The organism is Allobosea sp. BE125 (assembly GCF_031456075.1).
Lineage (GTDB): Bacteria > Pseudomonadota > Alphaproteobacteria > Rhizobiales > Beijerinckiaceae > Allobosea.
This window is the reverse complement of the sequence record NZ_JAVDTY010000002.1, coordinates 410,667-434,284: the sequence shown is the minus strand read 5'-3', so window position 1 is coordinate 434,284 and position 23,618 is coordinate 410,667. Positions and strand designations below refer to the sequence as shown.

Sequence of the window (23,618 nt, the reverse complement as noted above, 5' to 3'; positions counted from 1 at the left end):
CTCCGGCGGCCGCCACGTCCTCGTCGCGTAAAGCCCTCGTCGCGTCATGCTCTGATGGCGTCGTATCCTCCTTGCGTCTTCCTCGTCGTGTCTTGCCTTTTGACGCGGCCTCGAACAAAAGCTGTCGGATCGGTCGATAGGCTTGGCCCCGCTGCGGGCCATGGCGCATCGGCCCGCTTTCGATGGCGCCGGCCGCGGGTTGCCGGCACGGTGTCGCAGACGGAGATTTCGGGACATGGACAGTTTCGCCGCGCTGCGCCGCATGATGGTCGATTGCCAATTGCGCACCTATGACATCACCGACCGGTCCGTCCTGGCGGCCGCCGATACGGTGCCGCGCGAGGCCTTCCTGCCCGATACGCTGTCCCATCTGGCCTATCTCGACCAGTCCGTGCCGTTGCCCGGCACGGGGAGGGCGCTGATGACGCCGATGGTCGTGATCCGCATGATCCAGACGCTCGCCTTGCAGCCCGGCGAGAGCGCGCTCGAATATGGCGGCGGCACAGGCTATGGCGCAGCCGTGATGGCGAGCATGGGCGCGATTGCGACGCTCTGGGAGCCGGATGCAGAGGCCGCCGCCCTGGCTGACCCGGCCCTGAAGCGGGCCGACGCCGGCACTGTTGCGCTGGCGGGCAAGCGCCCCGCCGACCACAGTTTCGACGTGATTCTGGTCGGCGGCGCCTGCGAGACCGGGCCCGACGAACTTTTCTCTTTGTTGCGCGAGGGTGGCCGGCTCATCGCGGTCGAGGGGCTCGGGCGCGCCGCACGGGTGAAACTCTATCAGAAATCAGGGAAAACCGTCTCGGGACGGCCGGTTTTTGACGCTGCGGCGCCGATTTTGGCGGAATTCCGCAAGGCGCCGGCTTTTGTTTTCTGAACGACAGGTGTCGCATTTTTGCGGCAGTGCGAAGTGGAAACCCGCTCTGCAACCAAGCCGACATTGGCGCGTGCGCCGGTTCCGGGTATGTAGGATTCTTAAATTTATGCCGAGGCTGGGGCGATGCCTGGGCGTGACAGCAGTCCGCACATGAGGCGTCCGGTGACGAGACAGAAGTTCGATAAGAAGTCGGTTGAGTTCGGTGCTGCGGCATTGATCGCCGTTGCGCTGCTGTTTGGGGGCACTGCCGCCGCCAGCGCTCAGACCATGGACGCGGCGTTGTCGCGGGCCTATTCGGGCAATCCGACGCTGAATTCGCAGCGTGCTTCGCTGCGGGCGACGAACGAGAACGTGCCGCAGGCGCTCTCCGGCTACCGGCCGAGGATCACGGCCTCGGCCGATATCGGCGCGAGCATTACCGAGAGCGACATTCCCGCCAAGAACACGACGAGCGGCATTCACAACAACACGCTCAGCCGGCTCGGTCCGCGTGGCGGCGGCGTGCAGATCGACCAGAACATCTTCGACAGCGGCAAGACGCGCAGCTCCGTCAGCCAGGCAGAATCGCTGGTGCTCGGCGCCCGCGCGACGCTGCGCAACACCGAGCAGAACGTCCTGCTCGATGCCGCGACCTCCTATATGAACGTGCTGCGCGACACCGCGATCCTGAATCTCAACCGCAACAACGTCGAGGTTCTGGAAGAGCAGCTGCGCCAGACCCGTGACCGCTTTCAGGTCGGCGAGGTGACGCGTACCGACGTGGCGCAGGCCGAGGCGCGCCTGTCGGCGTCGCAGTCGCAGGCGATTCTCGCCGAATCGAACCTCAAGACCTCGATCGCGCGCTTCCGCCAGAATGTCGGCATCGAGCCCAAGCAGCTTGCACCGGGACGGCCGATCGAGAATCTGCTGCCGAAGACGCTACCCGCCGCGCTCAACGTCGCGCTGACCGGGCATCCCTCGATCATCGCCTCGCTGCATGGCGTCGACGCCGCCGAATTGCAGGTCAAGGTCACGGAAGCGGACCTCTACCCGACCTTCGGCGTGCGCGGCGTCGTCCAGCAGCGCTATGATTCGACCTATTTCGGCGACAACCGGACCAGCGCCAGCGTCGTCGGCACGCTGACCGTCCCGATCTATGAGGGCGGCCAGGTCTATTCGCGGACACGGCAGGCCAAGGAGACGGCCGGCCAGCGCCGGATCGACGTCGACACGCAGCGCGATACGGTGCGCGCGGCGGTGGTTTCGGCCTGGGGCGGCCTCGAAGCAGCCAAGGCGCAGATCATCGCGGCCCAGGCGCAGGTGCAGGCGGCAGAGACCGCGTTGTCCGGCGTGCGCGAGGAGGCCAAGGTTGGCCAGCGCACCACGCTCGACGTGCTCAATGCGCAGCAAGAACTCGTCAGCGCGCGCTCGACCCTGGTCACGGCGCAGCGCGACCGTGTCGTTGCCTCCTACTCGGTGCTTTCCGCGGTCGGCCGGCTTTCGTCCGAAACGCTGAAGCTCAAGACCGAGACCTATGATGCGCGCAAGCATTATGAGCAGGTCAAGGGCTTGCTCTGGGGCACCCAGACGCCTGACGGGCGCTGAGTCAGAATAACAACAGCGGGCATTTCTCTTGTGGGCGGCTGAAAAGCCGCCTTGCTCGGGCTGCTCTCCGTGAAATACTCAGGGCTGGAGCAGCGTTGATTCTATCGACGCGCCTGGTGTCGAGTGGTCCGGACCCAAGATGAGCGCGCAACCGAAGCCCAGCGAACCGTCGATGGAGGAAATCCTTGCCTCCATTCGTCGGATCATCTCGGATGACGAGGCCAAGCCTGCCGAAGCAACGCCTCCTGCCGTAACGGACGGGGACGACGAGTTGAAGGCGCTGCTCGCCGGCGCGAGCGCGGTGTCGGCCGCCGATGACGACGTGCTCGATCTCGGGGCCGAAGCCAGCCTGATCGCCGCGCCTGAACCGGAGCCGCCTGCCGAGGCCCAGGCCCAGGCCCAGGCGGAATCCAGCGATATCGACTTCCTTGAGGCCCCGGAACCGGCCGCGACAGCCGAGCCGGAACCCGTCTCGCCGCAGGCTTTCGTGCCGGCTCCGGCTCCTGCTCCGCCGCCTGTGGCTTCGACGCCGTCCTTCGACATGGCCCAGCTTCTCTCCGACCAGACGAGTTCGGCGGTCACCAGCGCCTTCGGTCAGCTTGCCCATACGGTTTTGTCCAACAACGCCCGCACGTTGGAGGATCTGGTGAAGGATATGCTGAAGCCGATGCTGAAGAGCTGGCTCGACGACAACCTGCCGACCATGGTCGAGCGGCTGGTACGCGCCGAGATCGAACGCGTGGCGCGCGGCGGCCGCAACTGAGCCCATTTGGGAATTCCGCGAGCCCTCATCCCGAGAGGCTGGCCCGAAACGAACCCAAAGATTTCACTGGCTCTGTCCCGACCACCTACGCGCCGTCATTCCGGGCGTAGCCTCGGGTCCGATCTTCGATCGGCTCAAGGATAAACTCCGTGGAGACCCGGAATCCGAAGCGCGTCATGGTCGGGCTTGACCCGACCATCTCGTAAACCAGAGCGCTCTGGTCATGAGAGTCTCGGGGCAAGCCCGAGAATGACGCTCTAGGATGGATTCCAGATCAGCGCCGCTTGCGCGGCTTGGCCGGAATGACGGCGCGAGACGCCGCCCCGCGACTCCTCAGGATGAGGGCTGGAATGTCCAACTGGAGGGCTCTCAGCCCCGCGCGGTGCGGGGCCTCCTGGCGGGCACGGTCTGCAGCCGCTCAAAAGCGCCTTCCGAGCGCAGTTTCTTATAGATCAGGCTGCCGAGCATCAGGGCCAGCGTCGGCGTGCCCAACCGCGCGACCAGCATTGCGATGCCGATGGTGACGGGGCGGGAATAGCGGCCTGACGCCGCTCCGGCCGCGAACCAGGCGCCGAGCGCGTGGACTAAAAATTTCATGGCAATAATTCCCTTTGCGTTCCCTAGCGGCAATGGTCACAGGACCACTTTGCGATTGTCGCCGAGATGGGGCTTGGAGCCCGTGATCGCGGCTGCCGCCATCTTCACCGTCGTGACGATCTTGCCGGGACTGTCCCAGAACTCGGCCATTGCGGGCCTGACGCGCAGGACGCGGATGTTGGGATCGTCCTTGCTTTCCCAGAACGCCCTCGCAGCGGTTGACCAGAGTTCGCCGATCTTGCGGCGGTCGTCGAGAATGTTGGCTGTGCCGGTCACGGAGACATAGCGATAGGCGCCATTGTCGGCAAAGGTCAGGCAGACATTGTCGTTGATCTCGACCTCGTCGTCCTTGTGATTGCGCGCGTCGGTCAGGAAGTAGATCGCGTCCTCGTCGCGAGCGGCATGGGCGCTCATCGGCCGGGAGCGCAACTCGTCGCTCGAACCGTCATGCGTCACCAGCATGCACAGCCCGATATCGTCGATCAGCGTCCAGACGCGATCCTGGTCAGTGTGATGGGTCATTGGCATTTCTCCTGTCGTTCACGTTCTCAACGGGTGGACGCTGCAACAGTTCCTTGCGCCCCTGTTCGCGACGCCGGGCCGTCTCCATCCTGGGAACGAGAAGCTGGGGAACGCGAAGTGCCCTCGCGCGTATCTTGAGCCAAGGCCCGACCAGATCCTTTCCTCTGGCAGACCTTTTCCTCTGGCAGACCTGCCGCAAATGACCGCATCGAGGATATCGCCATGAAGAAGCCCGTCTCCAAGATCGACCTGACATCGAACACCAAGACCGAGGTGATCAGCCTGCTGAACGAGCGTCTCGCCGATGGAATCGACCTCGCGCTGGTGACGAAGCAGGCGCATTGGAACCTGAAAGGGCCGGGCTTCATCGGCATCCACCTGATGCTCGACGGCTTCCGCAAGGATCTCGACGAACATGTCGACACCGTCGCCGAGCGCATCGCCCAGCTCGGCGGCATCGCGCTCGGCACCACGCAGGCGACCGCCTCGGCCACGACGCTGAAAGCGTACCCGACCGACATCATCGCGGTGAGTGACCATCTCGCCGCGCTGATCGAGCGCTATGCCGCGACCGCCAATCTGGTGCGCGCGGCGATCGACAAGACCGATGAGGCGGGCGACGCCGGCACCGCCGACCTGCTGACCGCCTATTCGCGCATGCTCGACAAGGCTTTATGGTTCCTGCAGTCCAATGCCGCGGCCTGATGCGGCATCGTGATCGTTCGAAGAGATTGACGCGCCGGCCTTGCTTGACGCGTAGGCCCTGCTTGGGCTCTTAAGTCCTTCGACCTTTTTGGCCTTTGATTTTCACGGCCGGGGCGTGCTCCCCGGCCTTTTTGCGTTCGAGCGAAGCGATGATGGACAAGACATTCGAGCCGGCGACCGTCGAGGCGCGCGTCAGCGCGGCATGGGAGAAGGCCGAGGCCTTCAAGGCGGGACGCGGTGCTGCGCCCGGCGCCGAGCCCTATTGCATCGTGATCCCGCCGCCCAATGTCACCGGCTCCTTGCATATGGGCCATGCGCTCAACAACACGCTGCAGGATGCGCTCTGCCGTTTCGAGCGCATGCGCGGCAAGGATGTGCTCTGGCAGCCGGGCACCGACCATGCCGGCATCGCCACGCAGATGGTGGTCGAGCGCAAGCTGTCGGCCGAGCGCAACATCTCCCGCCGCGACATGAGCCGGGAGGATTTCCTGAAGGAGGTCTGGGCCTGGAAGGCCGAATCCGGCGGCACGATCGTCAACCAGCTGAAGCGCCTGGGCGCCTCCTGCGACTGGTCGCGCGAGCGCTTCACCATGGATGAGGGCCTGAGCCAGGCCGTGCTCAAGGTCTTCGTCGCCTTGCACAAGCAGGGCCTGATCTATCGCGCCAAGCGCCTGGTGAACTGGGATCCGAAGTTCCAGACCGCCATCTCCGATCTCGAGGTCGTCCAGGTCGAGAAATCCGGCTCGTTCAAATGGGAGCGGGGCGGCGAGGAGGCCTTCGATTCCGCCAAGCTTGAGAAGCTGCTGAACCGCGATCCGGGCGGGCATCTCTACTACTTCAACTACCCGCTCGAAGGCGTGACCTATGACGCCGACGACGCCTCGACCTTCATCACGGTGGCGACGACGCGGCCCGAGACCATGCTGGGCGATACCGGCGTGGCGGTTCATCCCGAAAACGAAAAGCTCGGCCATCTCATCGGCAGGAATGTGGTGCTGCCGCTGGTTGGACGCGTCATCCCGATCTTCGGTGACGACTATGCCGATCCGGAGAAGGGCACGGGCGCGGTCAAGATCACCCCGGCGCATGACTTCAACGATTTCGAGGTCGGCAAGCGCCACAAGCTCGACGTCGTCAACATCCTCGACGGCGAGGCCAGGATCCTGCTCGCCGACAATGCCGATTTCCTCGCCGGCTCAGTGCCGGAGAGCGAGACGCTGGCGCTGCACGGCCTCGACCGCTTCGCCGCGCGCAAGCGCGTCGTCGCGCTGATGGCCGAGCGCGGCTTCCTCGCCAAAATCGAGCCGCATGGCCACACCGTGCCGCATGGCGACCGCTCGGATGTCGTGATCGAGCCCTGGCTGACCGACCAATGGTATGTCGACGTCAAGCCGCTGGCGCAGCGCTCGCTGAAGGCAGTCCGCGACGGGCGCACCAAGTTCACGCCGGAAAGCTGGACCAAGGTCTATTACGACTGGCTGGAGAACATCGAGCCCTGGTGCGTCTCGCGCCAGCTCTGGTGGGGCCATCAGATCCCGGTCTGGTATGGGCCTGACGGCGAGGTGTTCGTGGCGGAATCGGAGGTCGAGGCGCAAGCGTTGGCGCTTGGCCATTACGGCGGCACGGTCGAGCTCACCCGCGACGAGGATGTGCTCGACACCTGGTTCTCCTCGGCGCTGTGGCCGTTCTCGACCCTGGGCTGGCCCGAGGACACCGCCGAGCTCAAGCGCTACTACCCGACCGCGACGCTCGTCACCGCCTTCGACATCATCTTCTTCTGGGTCGCTCGGATGATGATGATGGGCCTCAACTTCATGGATGAGGTGCCGTTCAAGGACGTCTACATCCACGCCATCGTTCGCGACGAGAAGGGCGCGAAGATGTCGAAGTCGAAGGGCAACGTCATCGACCCGCTGACGATCGTCGATCAGTACGGCGCCGATGCCTTGCGCTTCACGCTCGCCGCGATGGCGGCGCAGGGGCGCGACATCAAGCTCTCGACCGCGCGCGTCGAGGGCTACCGCAACTTCGCGACGAAGATCTGGAACGCGGCGCGCTTCGCCGAATTGAACGGCTGCGCCCGGGCGGAAGGCTTCGACCCGGCCAAGGTGAAGCAGCCGCTCAATCGCTGGATCCTGAGCGAGGCGGCGCGTGCGGCCGAGGAGATCGCAGCCGGTATCCCGAGCTTCAAGTTCAACGAGGCGGCGGCTGCGGCCTATCGCTTCACCTGGGGCCAGTTCTGCGACTGGTATCTCGAGCTCGCCAAGCCCGTGCTGCAGGGCGAGGGTGTCGATCCCGCCGAGAAGGCCGAGACGCAAGCCACCGTCGCGCATGTCATCGACCTGATCTGCCAGTTGCTGCACCCCTTCATGCCCTTCCTCACCGAGGAGCTCTGGGCGCAGAAGGCGGGCGAGGGCGCTCCACGCAAACTCGCTTCGGGTGACGACGCGCTGGTCTGCCTGACGCATTGGCCCGATCTCGCGGCGCTGCGCGATGCGGCGGCCGAGGCCGAGATCGGCTTCGTCGTCGACCTGATCTCGGACATCCGCTCGGTGCGCTCGGAGGTCAATGTGCCGGCAGGCACGCAGGCGCCGCTCGTGCTGGTCAAGGCCTCGGCCGCGACGCGAGCGACGATCGAGAGCTGGCGGCCGATGATCGAGCGGCTGGCGCGCGTCTCCGAGATCGCCTTCGCGGAGACCGCGCCGGCGCAATCGGCGCAGATCATCGTGCGTGGCGAGGTCGCGGCGTTGCCGCTGGCCGGCATCATCGATCTCGACGTCGAGCGAGTGCGCCTGAGCAAGGAGATGGCCAAGCTCGACCAGGACATCGCGGTGGTCGACAAGAAGCTCGGCAATCCCGACTTCATGGCCCGCGCGCCCGAAGAGGTCGTCGAGGAGAATCGCGATCGCAAGGCCGCCGCTGAAGCGCGCAAGATCAAGATCGCCGAGGCGCTGACGCGGCTGTCATAGCCTTGCCGCGAAGGGACAAGTAGTCTCCGGAGCGATCCTCCGGGGGCAGCCATGTTTCGCTTCGATTCCTTCGGTCGGCTCGACCCGGACGACTTCGTCACGGCCGCCGGCACGCCCTCGCGCCGGCTGCTGCTGAAGGGGTTGGCGGCGTCCGGGCTGTTGCTGGCGAGCGAACCCGCGCTTGCGCAGCGCCTCTGGACCAATCCTGTCTTCAAGGCCGATCCGTTCTCGCTCGGCATCGCGTCAGGCGATCCCGCTGCCGACGGTTTCGTGATCTGGACCAGGCTCGCGCCCGAACCGTTGGCCGAGCATGGCGGCATGCCGATGCGCGCCGTCGAGGTGGCCTGGGAGGTTGCCGCCGACGAGACCTTCGCACAGATCATTCAGCACGGCACAGGCTTGGCGCGGCCGGAACTCGGCCATGCCGTCCATGTCGAGGTCGCGGGGCTCGCGCCGGACAGGCCTTATTTCTACCGCTTCAGCTGTGGCGGTGTGCGAAGCGCGGTCGGACGCGGCCGGACCTTTCCTGCTGTGGGCTCTGCCGTGGCGCGCGTGGATTTCGGCGTGCTCGGTTGCCAGCGCTACGAGGACGGCTTCTTCACCGCCTTTCGCCATGCCGCGGCGGAGCGCTTCGACTTCATCTGCCACTACGGCGACTATATCTACGAATATCGGACCATCCGCCCGGGCGCCCGCCAACTGCCCGTGGCGCGCGTGATGCCCGGCGAGCCCGATGAGATCTACGCGCTCGGTGACTACCGCCGCCGCTATGCACTCTACAAGCTCGACGCCGACCTCCAGGCGGCGCATGCCTCGGCGCCCTGGCTCGTCTCCTTCGACGACCATGAGGTCGACAATAACTGGGCCGGCCTGGTCTCCGAGGAGCAGGGCGTGCCGCCCGAGATCTTCGCCTTGCGCCGCGCAGCCGCCTTCCAGGCCTGGTATGAGCACATGCCGCTGCGCCGCTCGGCCATTCCCAATGGGCCCAATATCCAGGCTTATCGCCGCTTCCGCTATGGCGACCTCGCCCAGATCGAGGTGCTCGACACCCGCCAGTTCCGCTCCGACCAGCCCTGTGGCGATGGCTGGCAGAGCCATTGCGCGGATGCACTGAGGCCCGAGAACACGATGCTGGGCGCTGCGCAGGAGGCCTGGCTGGATGAAGGCCTGCGAGCCTCCCGCGCCCGCTGGAACGTGCTGGCGCAGCAGGTCATGATGATGCGTCTCGATCGCGAGGCGGATCCCGGCGCCTCAAGCGTCCACATGGACAAATGGGATGGTGCGGCAGCGGCCCGCCAGCGGCTGTTCGACAGCCTGAGCGAAGCCCGCATCGCCAATGCCGTGGTGCTGACCGGCGACATCCACCAGAACTGGGCTGGTGAGCTCAAGGCGAATTTCGACGATCCGGCTTCGAAAGCGGTCGGCGTCGAATTCGTCGCGACCTCGATCAGCTCGGGCGGCGACGGCGCGACCATGACAAAGGGCGGCGAGACCAGGCTCAGGAAGAACCCGCATCTGCGCTATTTCAACGACCAGCGCGGCTATATGCGCCATTCCGTCACGAACGAGCGCTGGCAGGCCGATTACCGTGTGGTCGACAGGGTGACGACTGCCGGCGCGCCTGTCACGACGGCGGCGAGCTTCGTTGTCGAGGCGGGAAGGCCCGGGCTGAAGCCGGCGTGAGAGCGACAGCCGCCGCCGCGCGGTCACGAAGCCGTCTTCAAATTGACGTTACCGTAAGACAACTCTGGCAATCTTCCGCTGAGAGGCTTAGATGCGCGTCGGGCGCAAGCCCGCCATGCGCTCGATGCCTTCATTAACCCAGGACCGGTTGCTCTTACGCCATGCTCAAACGAGCCTATGACTGGTGCGTTTCCTATGCGTCCCACCCTGCCGCCCCCTGGCTCCTATTCGCGCTGACTTTCGTCGAAAGTTCCGTCAGCCCGCTGCCGCCGATCCCGCTCTTGCTGCCGATGTGCATCGCCCGGCCCGACCGCGCCTGGTTCTATGCCGGTGTCTGTTCGCTCGGCGCGGTGCTGGGCGGCTATCTCGGCTACGCCATCGGCGCGCTGCTCTACGATTCCGTCGGTTCCTGGCTGATCGGCATCTACGGCCTGCAGGACAAGGCCGCGCAGTTGATCTCGACCTCGCAGGACTACTGGTTCTGGGTTCTGGTCACCAAGGGGCTGACGCCGATCCCATTCAAGATCGTCACGATCATGTCGGGCTTCCTGCATTTCGACATCTGGAAGTTCACAATCGGCATGGTGGTCTCGCGCGTCACCTTCTTCATGATGATCGCGCTGGCGTTGCGCTTCTATGGCGACGACATCCGCATCTTCATCGAGAAGCATCTGCCGCTGGTGGCGGTCGGACTGCTCGTCATCGTGGTCGGCGGCTTCTTCGTCCTGCCGCTGGTGCTCTGAGGCGGTGGGGCTGGCCCGCCAGGCATGAATCGCGACAGCACAAAAGGTTCCCGCCTTCGAGAGTTGGCCGTGAATTTGTGGCGTCGCTGCAACACTGCTCCCGCATCGCGTGATGACGGCCCCGGACTGGCCCAATTGCCGCGAAGCCGCCACAAAGCGCGCTCAGCAGAGGGCGTCGATAAGTTACTGAGATATAGAAGAATTAGAGTGTGAGTTGCGCCGCTCGGAGAGGGTTTCGCCCTTACGGTCGGCAGGCGGGATAACGTTGCGTCCGGCTCAAGCTGCGTGGCACATCTGCCACGCGCCTCAAGCGCAGGGTGGAACGAGGAAAAAAGACCATGGACGTGCGTGTGTTCGATAAATCGAAACTCCCCAGCCGCCACGTCAGCGTCGGGCCGGCTCGCGCGCCGCATCGCTCCTATTACTACGCCATGGGCATGACGGCCCGCCAGATTGCCCAGCCTTTCGTCGGCGTCGCCTCCTGCTGGAACGAGGCCGCACCCTGCAACATCTCGCTGATGCGTCAGGCCCAGGCCGTCAAGAAGGGCGTTGCCTCGGCCAATGGCACGCCGCGCGAGTTCTGCACCATCAGCGTCACCGACGGCATCGCCATGGGTCACCAGGGCATGAAGTCCTCGCTCGCCTCGCGCGAATGCATCGCCGACTCGGTCGAATTGACCATGCGCGGCCATTGCTATGACGCGCTCGTCGGCCTGGCCGGTTGCGACAAGTCGCTGCCGGGCATGATGATGGCGATGGTGCGCCTGAACGTGCCCTCGATCTTCATTTATGGCGGCTCGATCATGCCCGGCGTCTTCAAGGGCAAGCCGGTCACGGTGCAGGACGTGTTCGAGGCCGTCGGCAAGCATTCCGTCGGTGCGATGTCCGATGAGGATCTGAAGGAGCTGGAGGAGGTCGCCTGTCCGTCCTCGGGCTCCTGCGGCGCGCAGTTCACCGCCAACACCATGGCGACCGTCGCAGAGGCGATCGGCCTGGCGCTGCCCTATTCCTGCGGCGCGCCGGCGCCCTACGATATGCGCGACAGCTTCTGCTACACCGCCGGCGAAATGGTGATGGAGCTGATCGCCCGCAACATCCGCCCGCGCGACATCGTCACCCGCAAGGCGCTGGAGAACGCCGCGACCGTCGTTGCGGCCTCGGGCGGTTCGACCAATGGTGCGCTCCACCTGCCGGCGATCGCGCATGAATGCGGCATCGATTTCGATCTCTTCGCCGTGGCCGAGATCTTCAAGAAGACGCCCTATATCGCCGATCTGAAGCCCGGCGGAAAATACGTCGCGAAAGATATGTTCGAGGTCGGCGGCATCCCGCTCCTGATGAAGACCTTGCTCGACCATGGCTATCTGCATGGCGACTGCATGACCGTGACCGGCCGCACCATCGCCGAGAACCTCGCCTCGGTGAAATGGAATGACGAGCAGGACGTCGTGCGCGCCGCGGACAAGCCGCTTTCGCCCAATGGCGGCGTCGTCGGCCTCCAAGGCAACCTCGCTCCCGAGGGCGCGATCGTGAAGATCGCCGGCATGACGACCGAGCAACTGACCTTCACCGGCCCGGCGCGCTGCTTCGACCGCGAGGAAGACGCCTTCGCCGCCGTCACCAACCGCGACTACAAGGTCGGCGACGTGCTGGTCATCCGCTATGAGGGGCCCAAGGGCGGCCCCGGCATGCGCGAGATGCTGGCGACTACGGCGGCGCTCTATGGCCAGGGCATGGGCGACAAGGTCGCGCTGATCACGGATGGCCGTTTCTCCGGCGCGACGCGCGGTTTCTGCGTCGGCCATGTCGGTCCGGAGGCGGCTGTCGGCGGCCCGATCGCGCTCATCCGCGACGGCGATATCATCGAGCTCGACGCAGTCACAGGAAAGCTCGCTTGCCGCCTTTCTGATGCCGAACTTGAAGAGCGTCTTAAGGCTTGGACACCGCGCAAGACCGACTACGCATCGGGCGCGCTGTGGAAATACGCCCAGACGGTCGGCTCTGCGAAGGGTGGGGCCGTCACCCACCCGGGAGGGGCGGCCGAGACCCATTGCTATGCGGATATTTGACGCGACATTTGCAGCATTGTTCCTGATCCTGGGCGGCCAACAGGCCGCCTGGGCGCAGGACAGCGTGCCTATGCGCGGGCCGGTTCCGCCGCGTCCGATTCCGGGCGTGATGCTGCCCGAACCCGATCTTGCTCCGCCCGCACCGCCTGCTCCCAGCGTGCGGCCGATCGCGCCCGCGCCGAGCGGCCCGGCCGCGCATACGGCCTTGCCGATCGCCCCCTTCAGCAATGCCCGCGACGCGATCCGGGCCTGGATGCGCGACTCGACCGCCGGCGACCAGGTCGGCGCCGTGCGCGCGCTCGAATACGCCGCCTCCCAGGGCCATCTCACGGCGCAGTTCAAGCTCGGCCGGATGTATGCCGGCGGCGATGGCGTGCCGGCCAATGATCTCAAGGCGTTCGAGTATTTCTCGAAGATCGCGGACGAGAATGCGGATGCTACTCCCGGCACGGCAGACGGCCGCATCGTCAGCGGCGCTTTTGTGGCGCTCGGCGGCTATTTCGTCGACGGCATCAAGGGCAGCTATGTGAAGCCCAATGCCGACCGGGCTTTCGACATGTTCCACTATGCCGCCTCTTATTTCGGCGACCCGGAAGGCCAGTACAACCTCGCCCGGCTCTACATGAACGGGCAGGGCACCAATCGCGATGCGCGCCAGGCTGCGCGCTGGATGAAGCTCGCCGCCGAGAAGGGCCACGCCCCGGCCCGCGCCGTCTTCGGCGACATGCTGATCCGTGGCGGCGACGGCGTGCCGCGTGCGCCGGTGGTGGGATTGATGTGGCTCTCGCTTGCGCGCGACAGCGCCGATGCGGCGCGCGAGGCCTGGATCATCGAGCGCTGCGAGGCTGCTTTTGCCGCCGCTTCGCCGGCGGATCGCAGTGCGGCGCTCGCCATGGTCGAGCGCCAGCAATTCGCCAGCCGCGGCACGCCGCAGCGCTGAGCCCGGCGACTGCATCCGACATAACGATCCGAGCGTAATTGGAGCAGACCCATCGGGAGCCTGCGCCATGCGTCATGCCGTGCCTTTCAGCCTCATCGCCATCATGTTCACAGCCGCTGGCGTTGCCGCGCAGGATGATTTCGAGCGCTGGGCTCCGCTCAAGGACCCGTTCCCGAGCACGGGCGGCGGCGGCATCATGATCCATGACTACGACCCGGTCGTCGCGAACGGCAAATGCACCACGAATTTCCGGGCGATCGAGCCCAATGGCACGGTCTATCGCAATGCGATCACCTTCCAGGCGGTCGAGACGCAAGGCGGCGTGCTCTGCACCAATGGCAGTTGGCGCTCGCTTGATGGCAGCGCCACCGGCACGACGCCGTTTCGGGTGTTCATCAAGGACGGCGTGAAGCGAGGCTCGGCGGATTAATCTTCAAGTCTGCCCGGTCAGAACCAGGCGCGGGAGAAGGGAAGAGGCGTCGAGCCTCGCCGCTCAGTTCAATTCCAGCATCACCGGCACGTGATCCGACGGCTTCTCCCAGCCGCGGACATGTTTGACGATCTGGACGCCCGCGAGCCGGTCGGCCGCCTGCGGCGAGAGCAGGAGATGGTCGATGCGGATGCCATTGTTTCGCTGCCAGGCGCCGGCCTGATAGTCCCAGAAGGTGTAGAGGCCCGGCGCATCCGTGGTCGCGCGCAGCGCCTCGGTCAGGCCGAGATTGACCAGGCCGCGAAAGGCGGTGCGCGTCGGCGGCAGGAAGAGCGCGTCATTGACCCAGGCCGCGGGCTCGCGGGCGTCGCGCGGCTCGGGGATGACGTTGTAGTCGCCGGCGAAGACCAGCGGCTCTTCCTGCTCCAGCAGCATCCGGGCATGGTTGGTGAGGCGCTTCATCCAGTCGAGCTTGTAGGGGTATTTCTCGGTGTTGGGAGGGTTGCCGTTGGGCAGGTAGATGGTGGCCAGGCGCACCACGCCACTGCCCATGGGCAGGACGCCTTCGAGATAGCGCGCCTGCTCGTCGCTCGCGTCGCCCGGCAGGCCGCGCCGGACATCCTCGAGCTTGCTGCGGCTGATGATGGCGACACCGTTGAAGGTCTTCTGGCCATGGGTCTCGACCTGCCAGCCGGCCTCCTCGATCTCGGCGCGCGGAAAATCGGCGTCGATGCATTTGATTTCCTGCAGGCAGAGCGCGTCAGGCTGCGCCTCCCTTAGGAAGTCGAGCAGATGGCCCAGCCGCTGGCGGACCGAATTGACGTTCCAGGTGGCGATGCGCAAGGGGCAGGCTCCGAGTCGAAGGAGGGCAGAATAAGAGGCAGCCGGCCCGTCAATGCAAGTCAGGAGCGTGGCAAGTCAGGAGCTGGGCAAGTCAGGGGGCGGGGCGGAACGGCTTTGCCAGGCTCTCCGGCCCCATGCAGCCGACGAGATAGAAAACAGCGCCGCCGAGAAGCCCGAGGAGGAAGGCGGGCAGCACCGCCGCGAGGAGATAGCCGCCGAGATTTGCGTTCGAGGTAACGCTGAATGGAATCAGCAGAAGCCACTGAAAGCTGGCGATAATGCCGCCGATGAGCATCGCCCGGCGCAGCGTCGGCGCGACTTCGCCGCGCAGCAATATGAGCGTCGGCAACCCGAGCAGCAACGCGGCCGGATAGGCTCCAATGCCTGCGATCAACCGGAAATGCGAAAAATAGCTCGCCTGCGACGGCGTATCGAACCAGATCCATGCCGCATAAAGTGCGGCAGGAACTGCCGGCGCGACGATCAGCGCCGGGATCAGGCGCCACAGGGGTGGGTGCGCACTCACCGCGCGGGCTCCGCAGGGTAGCGAGCCGCGCGCTCAGGGCGCGCGGCCGCTCTCTCATTGATGCTTACGGGCAGGAGCGGACGACGCCGCCCGCGCCGATATAGGTGCCGGTCTCGGGGTCGTAGCTGCGGAAGCGACGCGAGCAATAGGCGACCGCGTCGGGACCTGCGCCCGCGTAAACCGGGGCGCCGTAAACCGGGCCGCCATAGATCGGAGCCGGCTCGGCATAGACCGGACCGGGCGCAAGGAGGGCGCCGGCGGCCAGTGCGCCGATGGCGCCCGCCGCGATGCCGGCGCCGACAGCCGCGCCGCGTCCACCGCGATAATAACCACCGCGGTAGCCATAACGTCCGCCGTAACCGCGGCCATAGCCGTAACGGCGATACTGCACGGTCTCGACGAGGCCCTTGCCGCTATCGGCGAGCGTCAGGGCCGAGCCCGCGGTTGCGCTGAGCGGAGCGGCGGAAGCCGGGGCGGCGATGAGGGCGCCTCCAACGAGCGCGGCCGCGATGGTCAAGGTCTTGATCATGAGAAAACTCCTTTCCTCTCCAACGCGAGAGGAACGTCATCTGTTCCCCCGATTGTCGCTAAACTTAGTCCCTGACGTGTCGTCATGGAAGCGCCGATCGCAAGGAAGCCCAAATTTCCATCGATCGGACTGCTTGCGGGAACTTTTGCCGTGGCCCGGCGAGGGCCGCTTGCACGGTCGATGCTCTTGCACCATCTAGCGGCAGCACCCTTTTGCATTGCAACATCCGTTCGAGAAAGCCTGGAAACTCCTTCATGTCGCATTCTGGCGTACCCCCGCGCGTCCCCGTGGCCGTGAAGCTCTTGCCAACAATCATCTTCAGCTCGCGCTGGCTGCAGCTGCCGCTTTATCTCGGTTTGATCGTGGCGCAGTGCGTCTACGTCTTCCTGTTCCTGAAGGAGCTCTGGCACCTCGTCACCCATGCGACCGAGTTCGGCGAGCAGCAGATCATGCTGGTGGTGCTGGGCCTGATCGATGTGGTGATGATCTCGAACCTGCTGATCATGGTCATCGTCGGCGGCTACGAGACCTTCGTCTCGCGCCTGGGCCTGCAGGACCATCCCGACCAGCCGGAATGGCTGAGCCACGTCAACGCCAGCGTGCTCAAGATCAAGCTCGCCATGGCGATCATCGGCATCTCGTCGATCCATCTGCTGCGGACCTTCATCGAGGCCGGCAATATCGGCAGCGCGACCGCGACGAGCTACACCGCGACCGGCGTCATCCTGCAGACGGCGATCCACACCGTCTTCATCCTGTCGGCGATCGGCATCGCCTGGGTCGACAGGATGACGATGCCCGTCGGCAAGGAGCATTGAGAGCCCATTCGAAACTCTACTCCGGCGGCTGTCTGGCGCGGCTTTCTGCGCTTCCGGTGCTCACGGACCAAAGTCCGCTGCGCCGGTTCTCGAAAGCCGCGCCAGCCGACTTACCGGAGTAGAGTTTCGAAAAGGCCTCTCCGCCGTTTCTAGCTCCGCGCTCCGCGCGGCAGGCCCGCGGTGCGTGGCTGGGCGAGGCCCGGCGCGGTCTCCAGTCCGAGCGTCGGCAAAGCGAGCGTACGCTGGCCGCGGAAATCGACATGGCAGACCAGGAGCCCACGCTCCTCGATATAGCCGATCAGGCGGCGCGCCCGGCTCGGCGAATGGCTGCCATAGACGGCGGCGAGCTCTGCATCGGTGGGGCAGGGCGTGCGCTCGATGCCGGCCCGCGCGATGAACAGGAACAGGCTCTGGAGATCATCGGGCAGCGCGGCCGAGGCCTCGATCGCGGCCTGCCAGGGCTCGGAAGCCGTGACCTCCTCGCTCGCGCCGGCGCGCGCCACGGCGAGCCTGCGGCGGAAATCGTCGAGGCTCAGGCTCTGGCGGCCGAGCCGGCGCATGCGGCAGCGCACGGTGAAATCCTGGTAGAGCACCGCGATCTGGCGCGTGCGCGTCTCGGGATCGACCATCAATTCACGCAGGATCTCGGACATGATCGCCTCGCGCTCTTCCGGCTCCATCGGGATCTCGGGCTCGGGCTCCGGTGCGGGCGAGGGCCGGTAGGTTTCGATCTGGCGCAGCACGTCATTGGCGGGTGGGCGCGGCCTTGGTGCCGGGCGCGGCGGCCAGTTCGTCAACGGTATTTCGTCAGCGCCGGCGGTGAAGATCAGCTTTCCTGCTTCCTCGGGCCCTTGTTCGGGCAACGGCATCAAGCCAGGCGCGCCACCGCGATCGAGCGAGGTCGCCGGCCCGATCCGCAGCGGCAGCGGGCGCTTCGACAAAGCGGGGCCGAGCGCGACGAACTGGCCGCGTTCGAGATCGCGGAACATTTCGGCCTGCTTGCGGTCCATGCCGAGGAGGTCGGCGGCGCGGGCCATGTCGATGTCGAGGAAGGTCCGGCCCATCAGGAAGTTCGAGGCTTCCGCCGCGACGTTCTTGGCGAGTTTTGCGAGGCGCTGGGTCGCGATGACGCCGGCCAGCCCGCGCTTGCGGCCCCGGCACATCAGGTTGGTCATGGCGCCGAGCGAGAGCCGGCGCGCCTCGTCGGAGGCTTCGCCCGCCATCACCGGTGCGAAGAGCTGCGCCTCATCGACGACGATCAGCATCGGGAACCAGAGGCTGCGGTCGACGTCGAACAGGCCGCCGAGGAAGGCGGCGACCGCGCGCAACTGCTCGTCGGCCTCGAGATTCTCCAGGTTCAGCACCACCGAGACGCGATGCTGCCGGACCCTGAGCGCGACGCGCTGGAGTTCGGCCTCGCCGCATTGCGCATCGACCACGACATGGCCGAACTGGTCGGCGAGCGAGACGAAATCGCCCTCGGGATCGATCACCGCCTGCTGGACGAGCGGCGCACTCTGCTCAAGCAGGCGGCGCAGCAGATGCGATTTGCCCGAACCGGAATTGCCCTGGACAAGCAGACGCGTCGCCAGCAATTCGGCGAGATCGAGCAAGGCTGGCTCGCCGCTCCGGGCGGTCCCCATGTCGATGGCCGTCGTCATGCCGTGGTTGCGTCGCCTTGATCTGCCTGTCGGACCGGCGCTTCTAGCACGGTCGGACGCTGCTCTCGCCGCAGCGCAGCACGCCTTCCACAGCAAAGGTGGTTCATCGATCGCTCAACGCGGGCAGCGCCGGGTCCGCTCCTCGCGGGCGATATCGGCGATGGTGCGGCGCTGGCTGTTTGAGAGCGGCACGTCCTCGACGGCGTCGTATTGGCAGCCGGCATTGCCGAAGGCGCTAATGCCGCGCGCGGTGCGGAAGCAATAGCCCTGCGCCTTGTAGATCTCGTTGCGGGCATACCAGAGATCGTCGCAGGTTTCGGCGCGGGCGGGAGCGGTGGAGGCGGCCATGAGGCCAAAGCCAAGCAGGCCCAGCATCGTCAGCATCTGGCGCGGCATCGCCCGTTCCCCTGATTCATTTGCGACGCCGAGTTTGCGGCCTGCGGCTGGCCAGGGCAACCACTGATCTCGGCCAGTCCAACCCGGCCCGGTTCCGGCCGCCGGTCTTGCTTTCATACAAAACCGCGTCGGCCCGCCGGTAGAGGCTCTCCAGCGTCTCGCGCCCGTCGAAGCAGGCCGCGCCGATGCTGACGGTGAGATGCGGCGCCGTGGCCGAGGCGTCATGGGGAATGGCAAGCTCGACGACGGCGGCGACGATGCTGTCGAGCAGGACCTGGGCCTGCTCCGGCCCGGTTCCGTAGAGCAGCAGGCCGAATTCTTCTCCGCCGAGCCGGGCAGCAAGGTCCATCGGCCGGCGCAGGCCACTCCTGAGGCTGCGCGCGACCAGGCTGAGCGCAAGATCTCCGGTCTGATGGCCGTAGCGGTCGTTGAACTTCTTGAAATGATCGACATCGAGGATGGCGAGCACCACGCCCGCCCCTTCGCGCTGCGCCTGCAGCAAGGCGGTCGCGGCGTGCTGCTCGAAGAAGCGGCGATTGCCGATGCCGGTCAGCGCGTCGAACATGGCGTAGTGATGCAGCAGGCGGCGCAGCAGGAACTGGTCGCGCTGGGCGTATTCGCGCAGATAGGCCCCGACGGCGCCGACGAAGACGGCGAAGAACACCAGGGTCGAGAGCCGGATATGCTCGCGCATATGGCTGGGATCGAGCATCACGCCGCCGAGCAGCGCGGTTGCGACGGCGATCAGCGTCGCAGCGCCAAGGCTTTGGCGAAAGGTCATCCCAACCGGCAGGAAGACTGCGATGATGATGACGAACTGCGCCATGTCGGCATGAGCGAGGTCGCGCAGCTTCATGACATTGGCGCTGATGGCGCTGGAGGTTCCGATCAGGACCAGAGCCAGGAACGATAGCCAGGGATAACTGGGCGATGGAGGTTTGCCCTCATTGCGGCCCCGGCTCGCCAGGCGCTGGATCAGCAACAGCAGGACCGCCAGCACGACCAGGCGCAGACACACTGTGATCCAGACATCGTAATGCCGCCCGGCGAGCTCGCGGGGCAGGTCGAGCCGCCAGAGATCGAGCGCCATGAAGGCGAGCCAGATCGCCAGCGCGGTGGCCGAGCAGATCAGCGCGCTGACGCGCTGATCCTGGCGCATATGCCGGCGGTATTCGCGCTCCAGCGCCAGCGAGAAGCGCAGCCGTCCGAAGCCCTTCCTCCGCTGCTCGGCATAGAGGCCAGCCTGCGCCGGAGTCGGCGCAGCTGTTGCGGCGACGTCGATGACCGGTCCCGGGGCGTGCATGGGCGTGACCATGCCGCCTACTATCTAAAACTCCGTTTGGACATGCGGTGGATTTGTCGGCTTTGGTTTAAGGTTTCCTCATGATAGTCGCCAAATCCGGCGTGATCGGACCTGTACAGGGCGGCCGGGGGGAAGGCTTGCTGCCAAGCCATCGCGCGGCGCAACACCGATGTCGTAGAGCACTGGCAAGAGGGCTGTTCGGGAGGCAAGAGGACCTTCAGGAGAATCGAACGGTGCTGAGCTACGGCTATTGCGAGCGGCTGAGCGGCGCATTCTGGGCCGAGCCCTGGAATGCTCTGACGAACGGAGCCTTCCTGCTGGCGGCTGTCGCGGCTTTTCAGCTCTGGCGGCGCAGCGGCGGTTCGGACCGACCGGCCCTGGCGCTCACGCTGCTGGTCTTTGCGATCGGCCTCGGCTCCTTCCTCTACCACACCATGCCGCAGGGCTGGACGCTGGCCGCCGATGTCGTGCCGATCCAGCTCTTCGCCTTCTGCTATTTCGGCTTGGCGCTGACGCGCTTCTTCGGCTTGTCCTTGCGGGCTGCAGCGCTGGGGACGCTCGCCTTCTTCGCCTTCGCGCTGCTGCTCTCCGGCGGGCTTGGTCCCTTGCTGCCGCAGCCGGCGCGCGGCTCGGCCGGCTATGCCGCCTTCCTGCTGGGGCTTGCCGGTGTCGCTGGCGCGCTGCTGCGCCGGCCGGACGGCCGGGATACGGCGCGGCTGGTCGGTTTGGCGGGGTTGGTGTTTGCCCTATCGCTGGCCTTTCGCAGGCTGGATGGAGCGCTGTGCGGTGGCTGGTTCATGGGCACGCACTGGCTCGGGCACCTGCTCAATGCAGGCGTGCTCTATCTGCTGCTGAGGGCGGCGATCCTGCGCTAGAGCATCGGCCCCGTGGGAACCGGTTTTCGGGAGAAGCCGATGCGGGGAGGCGCGTGCCCGGCGGGCAGTTTCACTTATGCGCGGCCATCTCCAGGCAGGTCAGCACCTGGACATAGCTCGGCGGGCCGCCCAGCCCCGCACCCTCGACGCAGGTGGCGCGCTGGACGGGCGGATATTTCGCCCATTGCTGCTGCAGATCGGCCGCCGCCTTGCTCTCGTCGTCGCGGCAGGCCTGGTTGGGGCGGCCAACGCCGGTGACGGGCTCGCCGGCATGGCGGCAGGCCTGTTCGATGCTGAAGCGGGGCGGGCTGTCGGCGACCGGCAGCACCATGCCAGAGGACAGCGAGATTGCGACGAGACCGGCGATCACCATGGCATGAACCTCCGCAAAACCACGCCCCGCGCATGGAACGCGCGGCGCGCCGGCGTCGTTCCATGCTCTGCGCGAAGGGCTGCCTTGCGGCGCAAGACTACAGCAATGTCCGATCCAGTTCGATCGGACATTGCTGTAGCCCATTGTAGCAACACGTCTTCTTCACGCGAACGGATGTCCGCTTCGCTCGAAAACGCTGTGGATTTCAGTTCAGCTTCACCAGCTCGACGCGGCGGTTCTGGCTGCGGCCTTCCTCGGCGTCGTTGCTGGCGACGGGAGCGACCATGCCGACGCCCGCTGCGCGGAAGCGCTTGGCGTCGAGCTTGTAGTCGGCGGCGAGCGCCTTGATCACGGCGTCGGCGCGGCGACGCGAGAGATCGACATTGTAGTCGTAGCCGCCCTGATTATCGGTGTGGCCGACGACGATGACGGCGAGCTTGGCGTCCGATTTCATCAACGCGGCGATCTCCTGCAGGGTCGCAGCCGATTCCGGCTTGATCTCGGTCTTGTTGGTGTCGAACAGGATGCCGTAGAGCGCGATCCTGCCGGTCGAACCCAGGGAGCGCGCCATTTCCTGCGCCTTCACCTCGGTCATCTTCTTCTCGCGTGATCTCGGCTCGACGATATGGACCACGGCGACCGTGCGGCCGGTCAGCGCCGTGCAGTAGCCGTTGTCGCCGAGCTGGTAGGTCTGGACGGTGACATGAGCCTCACCGCCGGGGCGCGGCAGCTTGGCTGCAAAGAAGCGTTGATCGCTGATCGTGCCGGTGACGGCGCAGGCGCCGTTCGAGAAGCTGCCATCCTTGATGTCGGCCTCGCGGAAGAAATACATCATCAGGCTGGATTCGCCGCCGCCGCCGCTTGAGGCGCGGGTGTGATCGCCGCCGCAGCCCTCGGTCTTGCAGCCAAACAGCACCGCGCCGCCGGCGGCCTCGATCTCGTCCTGGTAGTTGCGCAGCACTTCCAAAGGCGAGCGGTTGGCGGGCGCGACATAGACCAGGCGGGTGAAGGCGCCTTCGACCTCCTGCTCCTGCTTGGGCACGAACAGGATATTGTTCATCGGGTCGCGCCTGTCGGTCTGCTCCAGTTTGGAGAGCGGAACCTTGAAATCGGTGAAGGCCGAGCTCGCGCCGCTGACGATGAAGGAGCCCTCATAGCGCTTCAGCATGGGGTTATCCTTCACGCCGGCGATGTCCTTGGTCGGGATCGTCGCATCCGCATGGGCTGCGCCGGACAAGGCCATCAGGGCCATCGCAACACCAGCCAGTCGAGCCCAGGCCATCGCAGTTTCTCCCGTTCGGATCTTTGGGAGCGGGACGGTATCGACCTTTCCGGGGTGACTCAATGCCGGGTTCGCGTTGGGGAAGGTCGCTTTCTGTCTCCGCGACAGGACAGTATTGGGAGCCCGAAGTGCCGCAGGTGCGGCGAACCTGCGCTCACTAGCTCGCGAGGATAGCCTCGACGATCTCCTGGACGTTCAGCGCCTCGGGCAGCGTCGCCAGGTGATGCGGCTGGCCCTGGGTGAGGCGCACGACGCCCTCGAGCTGGCGCTTCAGGGCGAGCGGGCGGGCCTGCTCGTTCGACATCGCGCCCGGGGCGCGCTGCCAGCTGCCATCGGGCAGGCGGCGTTCGGCAATCGACCAGTCGCAGAGCCGGACCGCGCCCTTGTCGCCTTCCAGCATCCAGATGTTGTGATCGTCCTTCGCGGTCGTGCCGACGCCGCCCTTGAGCACGACCGGCAACTCACCGGCGAAAAGCCGGGCCTCGATCGCGCGCTCCGCCTTGCCGGTTTCCGGGAAGCTCACGCTGGCCGAAAGGCCATGCAGCGGGCCGAGCAGCCGGCGGCTGAGGAACAGGAAATGCGAGACGACCTCGCGGGTGAAGCCGCCCTGGGCCGGCTTGTCGAGCCAGGCTGCGGCGTCGGCCTGCCAGGAGCGCGGCCAGGTCGCAAAGGCGACCTCGATCTCGATGCGCGAGACCGTGCCGATCTCGCCCTGCGCGACCCAGTCCTGCAGTGTCGCGACCGCAAGCGAGGAGGCGAAGGGGAAGTTGACCGCGCCTCGCTCGCCAGCGCTGGCGACGAAGGCGCGCGCATCGGTGACATCGACCGCAAGCGGCTTCTCCGCGAAGACGCTTTTGCCGGCAGCCAGCGCGGCGCGGGCATGGTCGAGATGCGAGGCCGGCGGCGAGGCGATGTAGACGCAGTCGCTGGCCGCGATGACCGCGGCGGCGTCGGCCAATTGTGTGATGGCGGGGAAGGTCGCGGCGATGCGCGCCAAGGCGGCTGGCGCGGGGTCCCAGATGCCGCTGACCCGCAGGCTGTCGGGCGCCTGTTCGATGATCGCGCGCAGCAGGCGCTCGCCCATGATTCCGGCGCCGATGATCCCGATCGAGAGTGTGGCCTGCGGCATG

23 protein-coding genes are annotated in these 23,618 nt (G+C 66.0%); 12 read left to right on the top strand and 11 right to left on the bottom strand.

What is annotated here, in order from left to right; translation table 11 throughout:
* Nucleotides 1–235 precede the first annotated feature (235 nt).
* From J2Y55_RS07375 to J2Y55_RS07365, 3 genes are all read left to right on the top strand, one after another.
* The gene (locus J2Y55_RS07375) at nt 236–877 is read left to right on the top strand and encodes a protein-L-isoaspartate O-methyltransferase family protein (protein ID WP_310149964.1); all 642 of its coding nucleotides are present in this window, start codon (nt 236–238) and stop codon (nt 875–877) included.
* 162 nt (nt 878–1,039) lie between these two features.
* A complete protein-coding gene (locus tag J2Y55_RS07370) occupies nt 1,040–2,461 on the top strand; it encodes a TolC family outer membrane protein (RefSeq protein ID WP_310149961.1) in 1,422 nt (473 codons plus the stop codon).
* 139 nt (nt 2,462–2,600) lie between these two features.
* Nucleotides 2,601–3,224: a PopZ family protein gene (locus tag J2Y55_RS07365; RefSeq protein ID WP_310149959.1), complete on the top strand. Its 624-nt coding sequence runs from the start codon at nt 2,601–2,603 to the stop codon at nt 3,222–3,224.
* Nucleotides 3,225–3,593: 369 nt separating this feature from the next.
* On the opposite strand, the gene J2Y55_RS07360 is transcribed toward J2Y55_RS07365, so the two are convergent.
* Both J2Y55_RS07360 and J2Y55_RS07355 read right to left on the bottom strand, forming a co-directional pair.
* Complete coding sequence (locus J2Y55_RS07360) at nt 3,594–3,821, bottom strand: hypothetical protein (protein WP_310149956.1); 228 nt, start codon at nt 3,819–3,821, stop codon at nt 3,594–3,596.
* Between the two features lie 36 nt (nt 3,822–3,857).
* Nucleotides 3,858–4,343 carry a pyridoxamine 5'-phosphate oxidase family protein gene (locus tag J2Y55_RS07355; RefSeq protein ID WP_310149951.1) on the bottom strand — a complete coding sequence of 162 codons (486 nt, stop codon included), beginning with the start codon at nt 4,341–4,343 and terminating at the stop codon, nt 3,858–3,860.
* A gap of 222 nt (nt 4,344–4,565) precedes the next feature.
* Here J2Y55_RS07355 and dps point away from each other — a divergent pair, with 222 nt between their 5' ends.
* The 7 genes from dps (at nt 4,566) to J2Y55_RS07320 (ending at nt 13,882) form a co-directional block, all read left to right on the top strand.
* Nucleotides 4,566–5,048 carry a DNA starvation/stationary phase protection protein Dps gene (gene dps, locus J2Y55_RS07350; RefSeq protein ID WP_310149948.1) on the top strand — a complete coding sequence of 161 codons (483 nt, stop codon included), beginning with the start codon at nt 4,566–4,568 and terminating at the stop codon, nt 5,046–5,048.
* 149 nt (nt 5,049–5,197) lie between these two features.
* Nucleotides 5,198–8,017 carry a valine--tRNA ligase gene (locus tag J2Y55_RS07345; protein ID WP_310149944.1) on the top strand — a complete coding sequence of 940 codons (2,820 nt, stop codon included), beginning with the start codon at nt 5,198–5,200 and terminating at the stop codon, nt 8,015–8,017.
* Between the two features lie 51 nt (nt 8,018–8,068).
* Nucleotides 8,069–9,700 (top strand): alkaline phosphatase D family protein, encoded by a 1,632-nt coding sequence (locus tag J2Y55_RS07340; protein ID WP_310149942.1) that lies wholly within the window; start codon nt 8,069–8,071, stop codon nt 9,698–9,700.
* A 161-nt stretch (nt 9,701–9,861) separates the two neighbouring features.
* Nucleotides 9,862–10,443, top strand: a complete 582-nt coding sequence (locus J2Y55_RS07335; RefSeq protein WP_310149938.1) for a YqaA family protein — start codon at nt 9,862–9,864, stop codon at nt 10,441–10,443.
* Nucleotides 10,444–10,781: 338 nt separating this feature from the next.
* The gene (gene ilvD, locus J2Y55_RS07330) at nt 10,782–12,512 is read left to right on the top strand and encodes a dihydroxy-acid dehydratase (RefSeq protein ID WP_310149936.1); all 1,731 of its coding nucleotides are present in this window, start codon (nt 10,782–10,784) and stop codon (nt 12,510–12,512) included.
* A complete protein-coding gene (locus J2Y55_RS07325) occupies nt 12,499–13,452 on the top strand; it encodes a tetratricopeptide repeat protein (protein ID WP_310149934.1) in 954 nt (317 codons plus the stop codon). Before ilvD ends, J2Y55_RS07325 begins: the two co-directional genes overlap by 14 nt.
* Before the next feature lie 67 nt (nt 13,453–13,519).
* Nucleotides 13,520–13,882 (top strand): hypothetical protein, encoded by a 363-nt coding sequence (locus J2Y55_RS07320; RefSeq protein ID WP_310149931.1) that lies wholly within the window; start codon nt 13,520–13,522, stop codon nt 13,880–13,882.
* 63 nt (nt 13,883–13,945) lie between these two features.
* On the opposite strand, the gene xth is transcribed toward J2Y55_RS07320, so the two are convergent.
* From xth to J2Y55_RS07305, 3 genes are all read right to left on the bottom strand, one after another.
* A complete protein-coding gene (gene xth / locus J2Y55_RS07315) occupies nt 13,946–14,725 on the bottom strand; it encodes an exodeoxyribonuclease III (RefSeq protein WP_310149928.1) in 780 nt (259 codons plus the stop codon).
* A gap of 91 nt (nt 14,726–14,816) precedes the next feature.
* A complete protein-coding gene (locus J2Y55_RS07310; protein ID WP_310149925.1) occupies nt 14,817–15,251 on the bottom strand; it encodes a hypothetical protein in 435 nt (144 codons plus the stop codon).
* A gap of 64 nt (nt 15,252–15,315) precedes the next feature.
* Entirely contained in the window at nt 15,316–15,780 is a 465-nt protein-coding gene (locus J2Y55_RS07305) for a BA14K family protein (protein WP_310149920.1), read from the bottom strand.
* 254 nt (nt 15,781–16,034) lie between these two features.
* On the opposite strand from J2Y55_RS07305, the gene J2Y55_RS07300 reads away from it, so the two are divergent.
* A complete protein-coding gene (locus tag J2Y55_RS07300; protein ID WP_310149916.1) occupies nt 16,035–16,598 on the top strand; it encodes a TIGR00645 family protein in 564 nt (187 codons plus the stop codon).
* A gap of 149 nt (nt 16,599–16,747) precedes the next feature.
* Here J2Y55_RS07300 and J2Y55_RS07295 read toward each other — a convergent pair whose 3' ends face one another.
* The 3 genes from J2Y55_RS07295 to J2Y55_RS07285 all read right to left on the bottom strand — a co-directional run bounded on the left by J2Y55_RS07295 (nt 16,748) and on the right by J2Y55_RS07285 (nt 19,970).
* Nucleotides 16,748–18,259 (bottom strand): helicase HerA domain-containing protein, encoded by a 1,512-nt coding sequence (locus J2Y55_RS07295; RefSeq protein WP_310149913.1) that lies wholly within the window; start codon nt 18,257–18,259, stop codon nt 16,748–16,750.
* A 114-nt stretch (nt 18,260–18,373) separates the two neighbouring features.
* A complete protein-coding gene (locus tag J2Y55_RS07290) occupies nt 18,374–18,655 on the bottom strand; it encodes a YARHG domain-containing protein (RefSeq protein WP_404978838.1) in 282 nt (93 codons plus the stop codon).
* A 16-nt stretch (nt 18,656–18,671) separates the two neighbouring features.
* Nucleotides 18,672–19,970, bottom strand: a complete 1,299-nt coding sequence (locus tag J2Y55_RS07285) for a GGDEF domain-containing protein (protein ID WP_310149910.1) — start codon at nt 19,968–19,970, stop codon at nt 18,672–18,674.
* Nucleotides 19,971–20,191: 221 nt separating this feature from the next.
* Here J2Y55_RS07285 and J2Y55_RS07280 point away from each other — a divergent pair, with 221 nt between their 5' ends.
* Nucleotides 20,192–20,833 (top strand): ceramidase domain-containing protein, encoded by a 642-nt coding sequence (locus J2Y55_RS07280; protein WP_310149908.1) that lies wholly within the window; start codon nt 20,192–20,194, stop codon nt 20,831–20,833.
* A gap of 70 nt (nt 20,834–20,903) precedes the next feature.
* Here J2Y55_RS07280 and J2Y55_RS07275 read toward each other — a convergent pair whose 3' ends face one another.
* From J2Y55_RS07275 to J2Y55_RS07265, 3 genes are all read right to left on the bottom strand, one after another.
* Nucleotides 20,904–21,206: a hypothetical protein gene (locus J2Y55_RS07275; RefSeq protein WP_310149905.1), complete on the bottom strand. Its 303-nt coding sequence runs from the start codon at nt 21,204–21,206 to the stop codon at nt 20,904–20,906.
* Between the two features lie 205 nt (nt 21,207–21,411).
* Nucleotides 21,412–22,488, bottom strand: coding sequence for an OmpA family protein (locus J2Y55_RS07270; RefSeq protein ID WP_310149902.1), 1,077 nt, complete (start codon nt 22,486–22,488; stop codon nt 21,412–21,414).
* Nucleotides 22,489–22,645: 157 nt separating this feature from the next.
* Entirely contained in the window at nt 22,646–23,617 is a 972-nt protein-coding gene (locus tag J2Y55_RS07265) for a Gfo/Idh/MocA family protein (RefSeq protein ID WP_310149898.1), read from the bottom strand.
* Nucleotide 23,618: the final 1 nt, after the last annotated feature.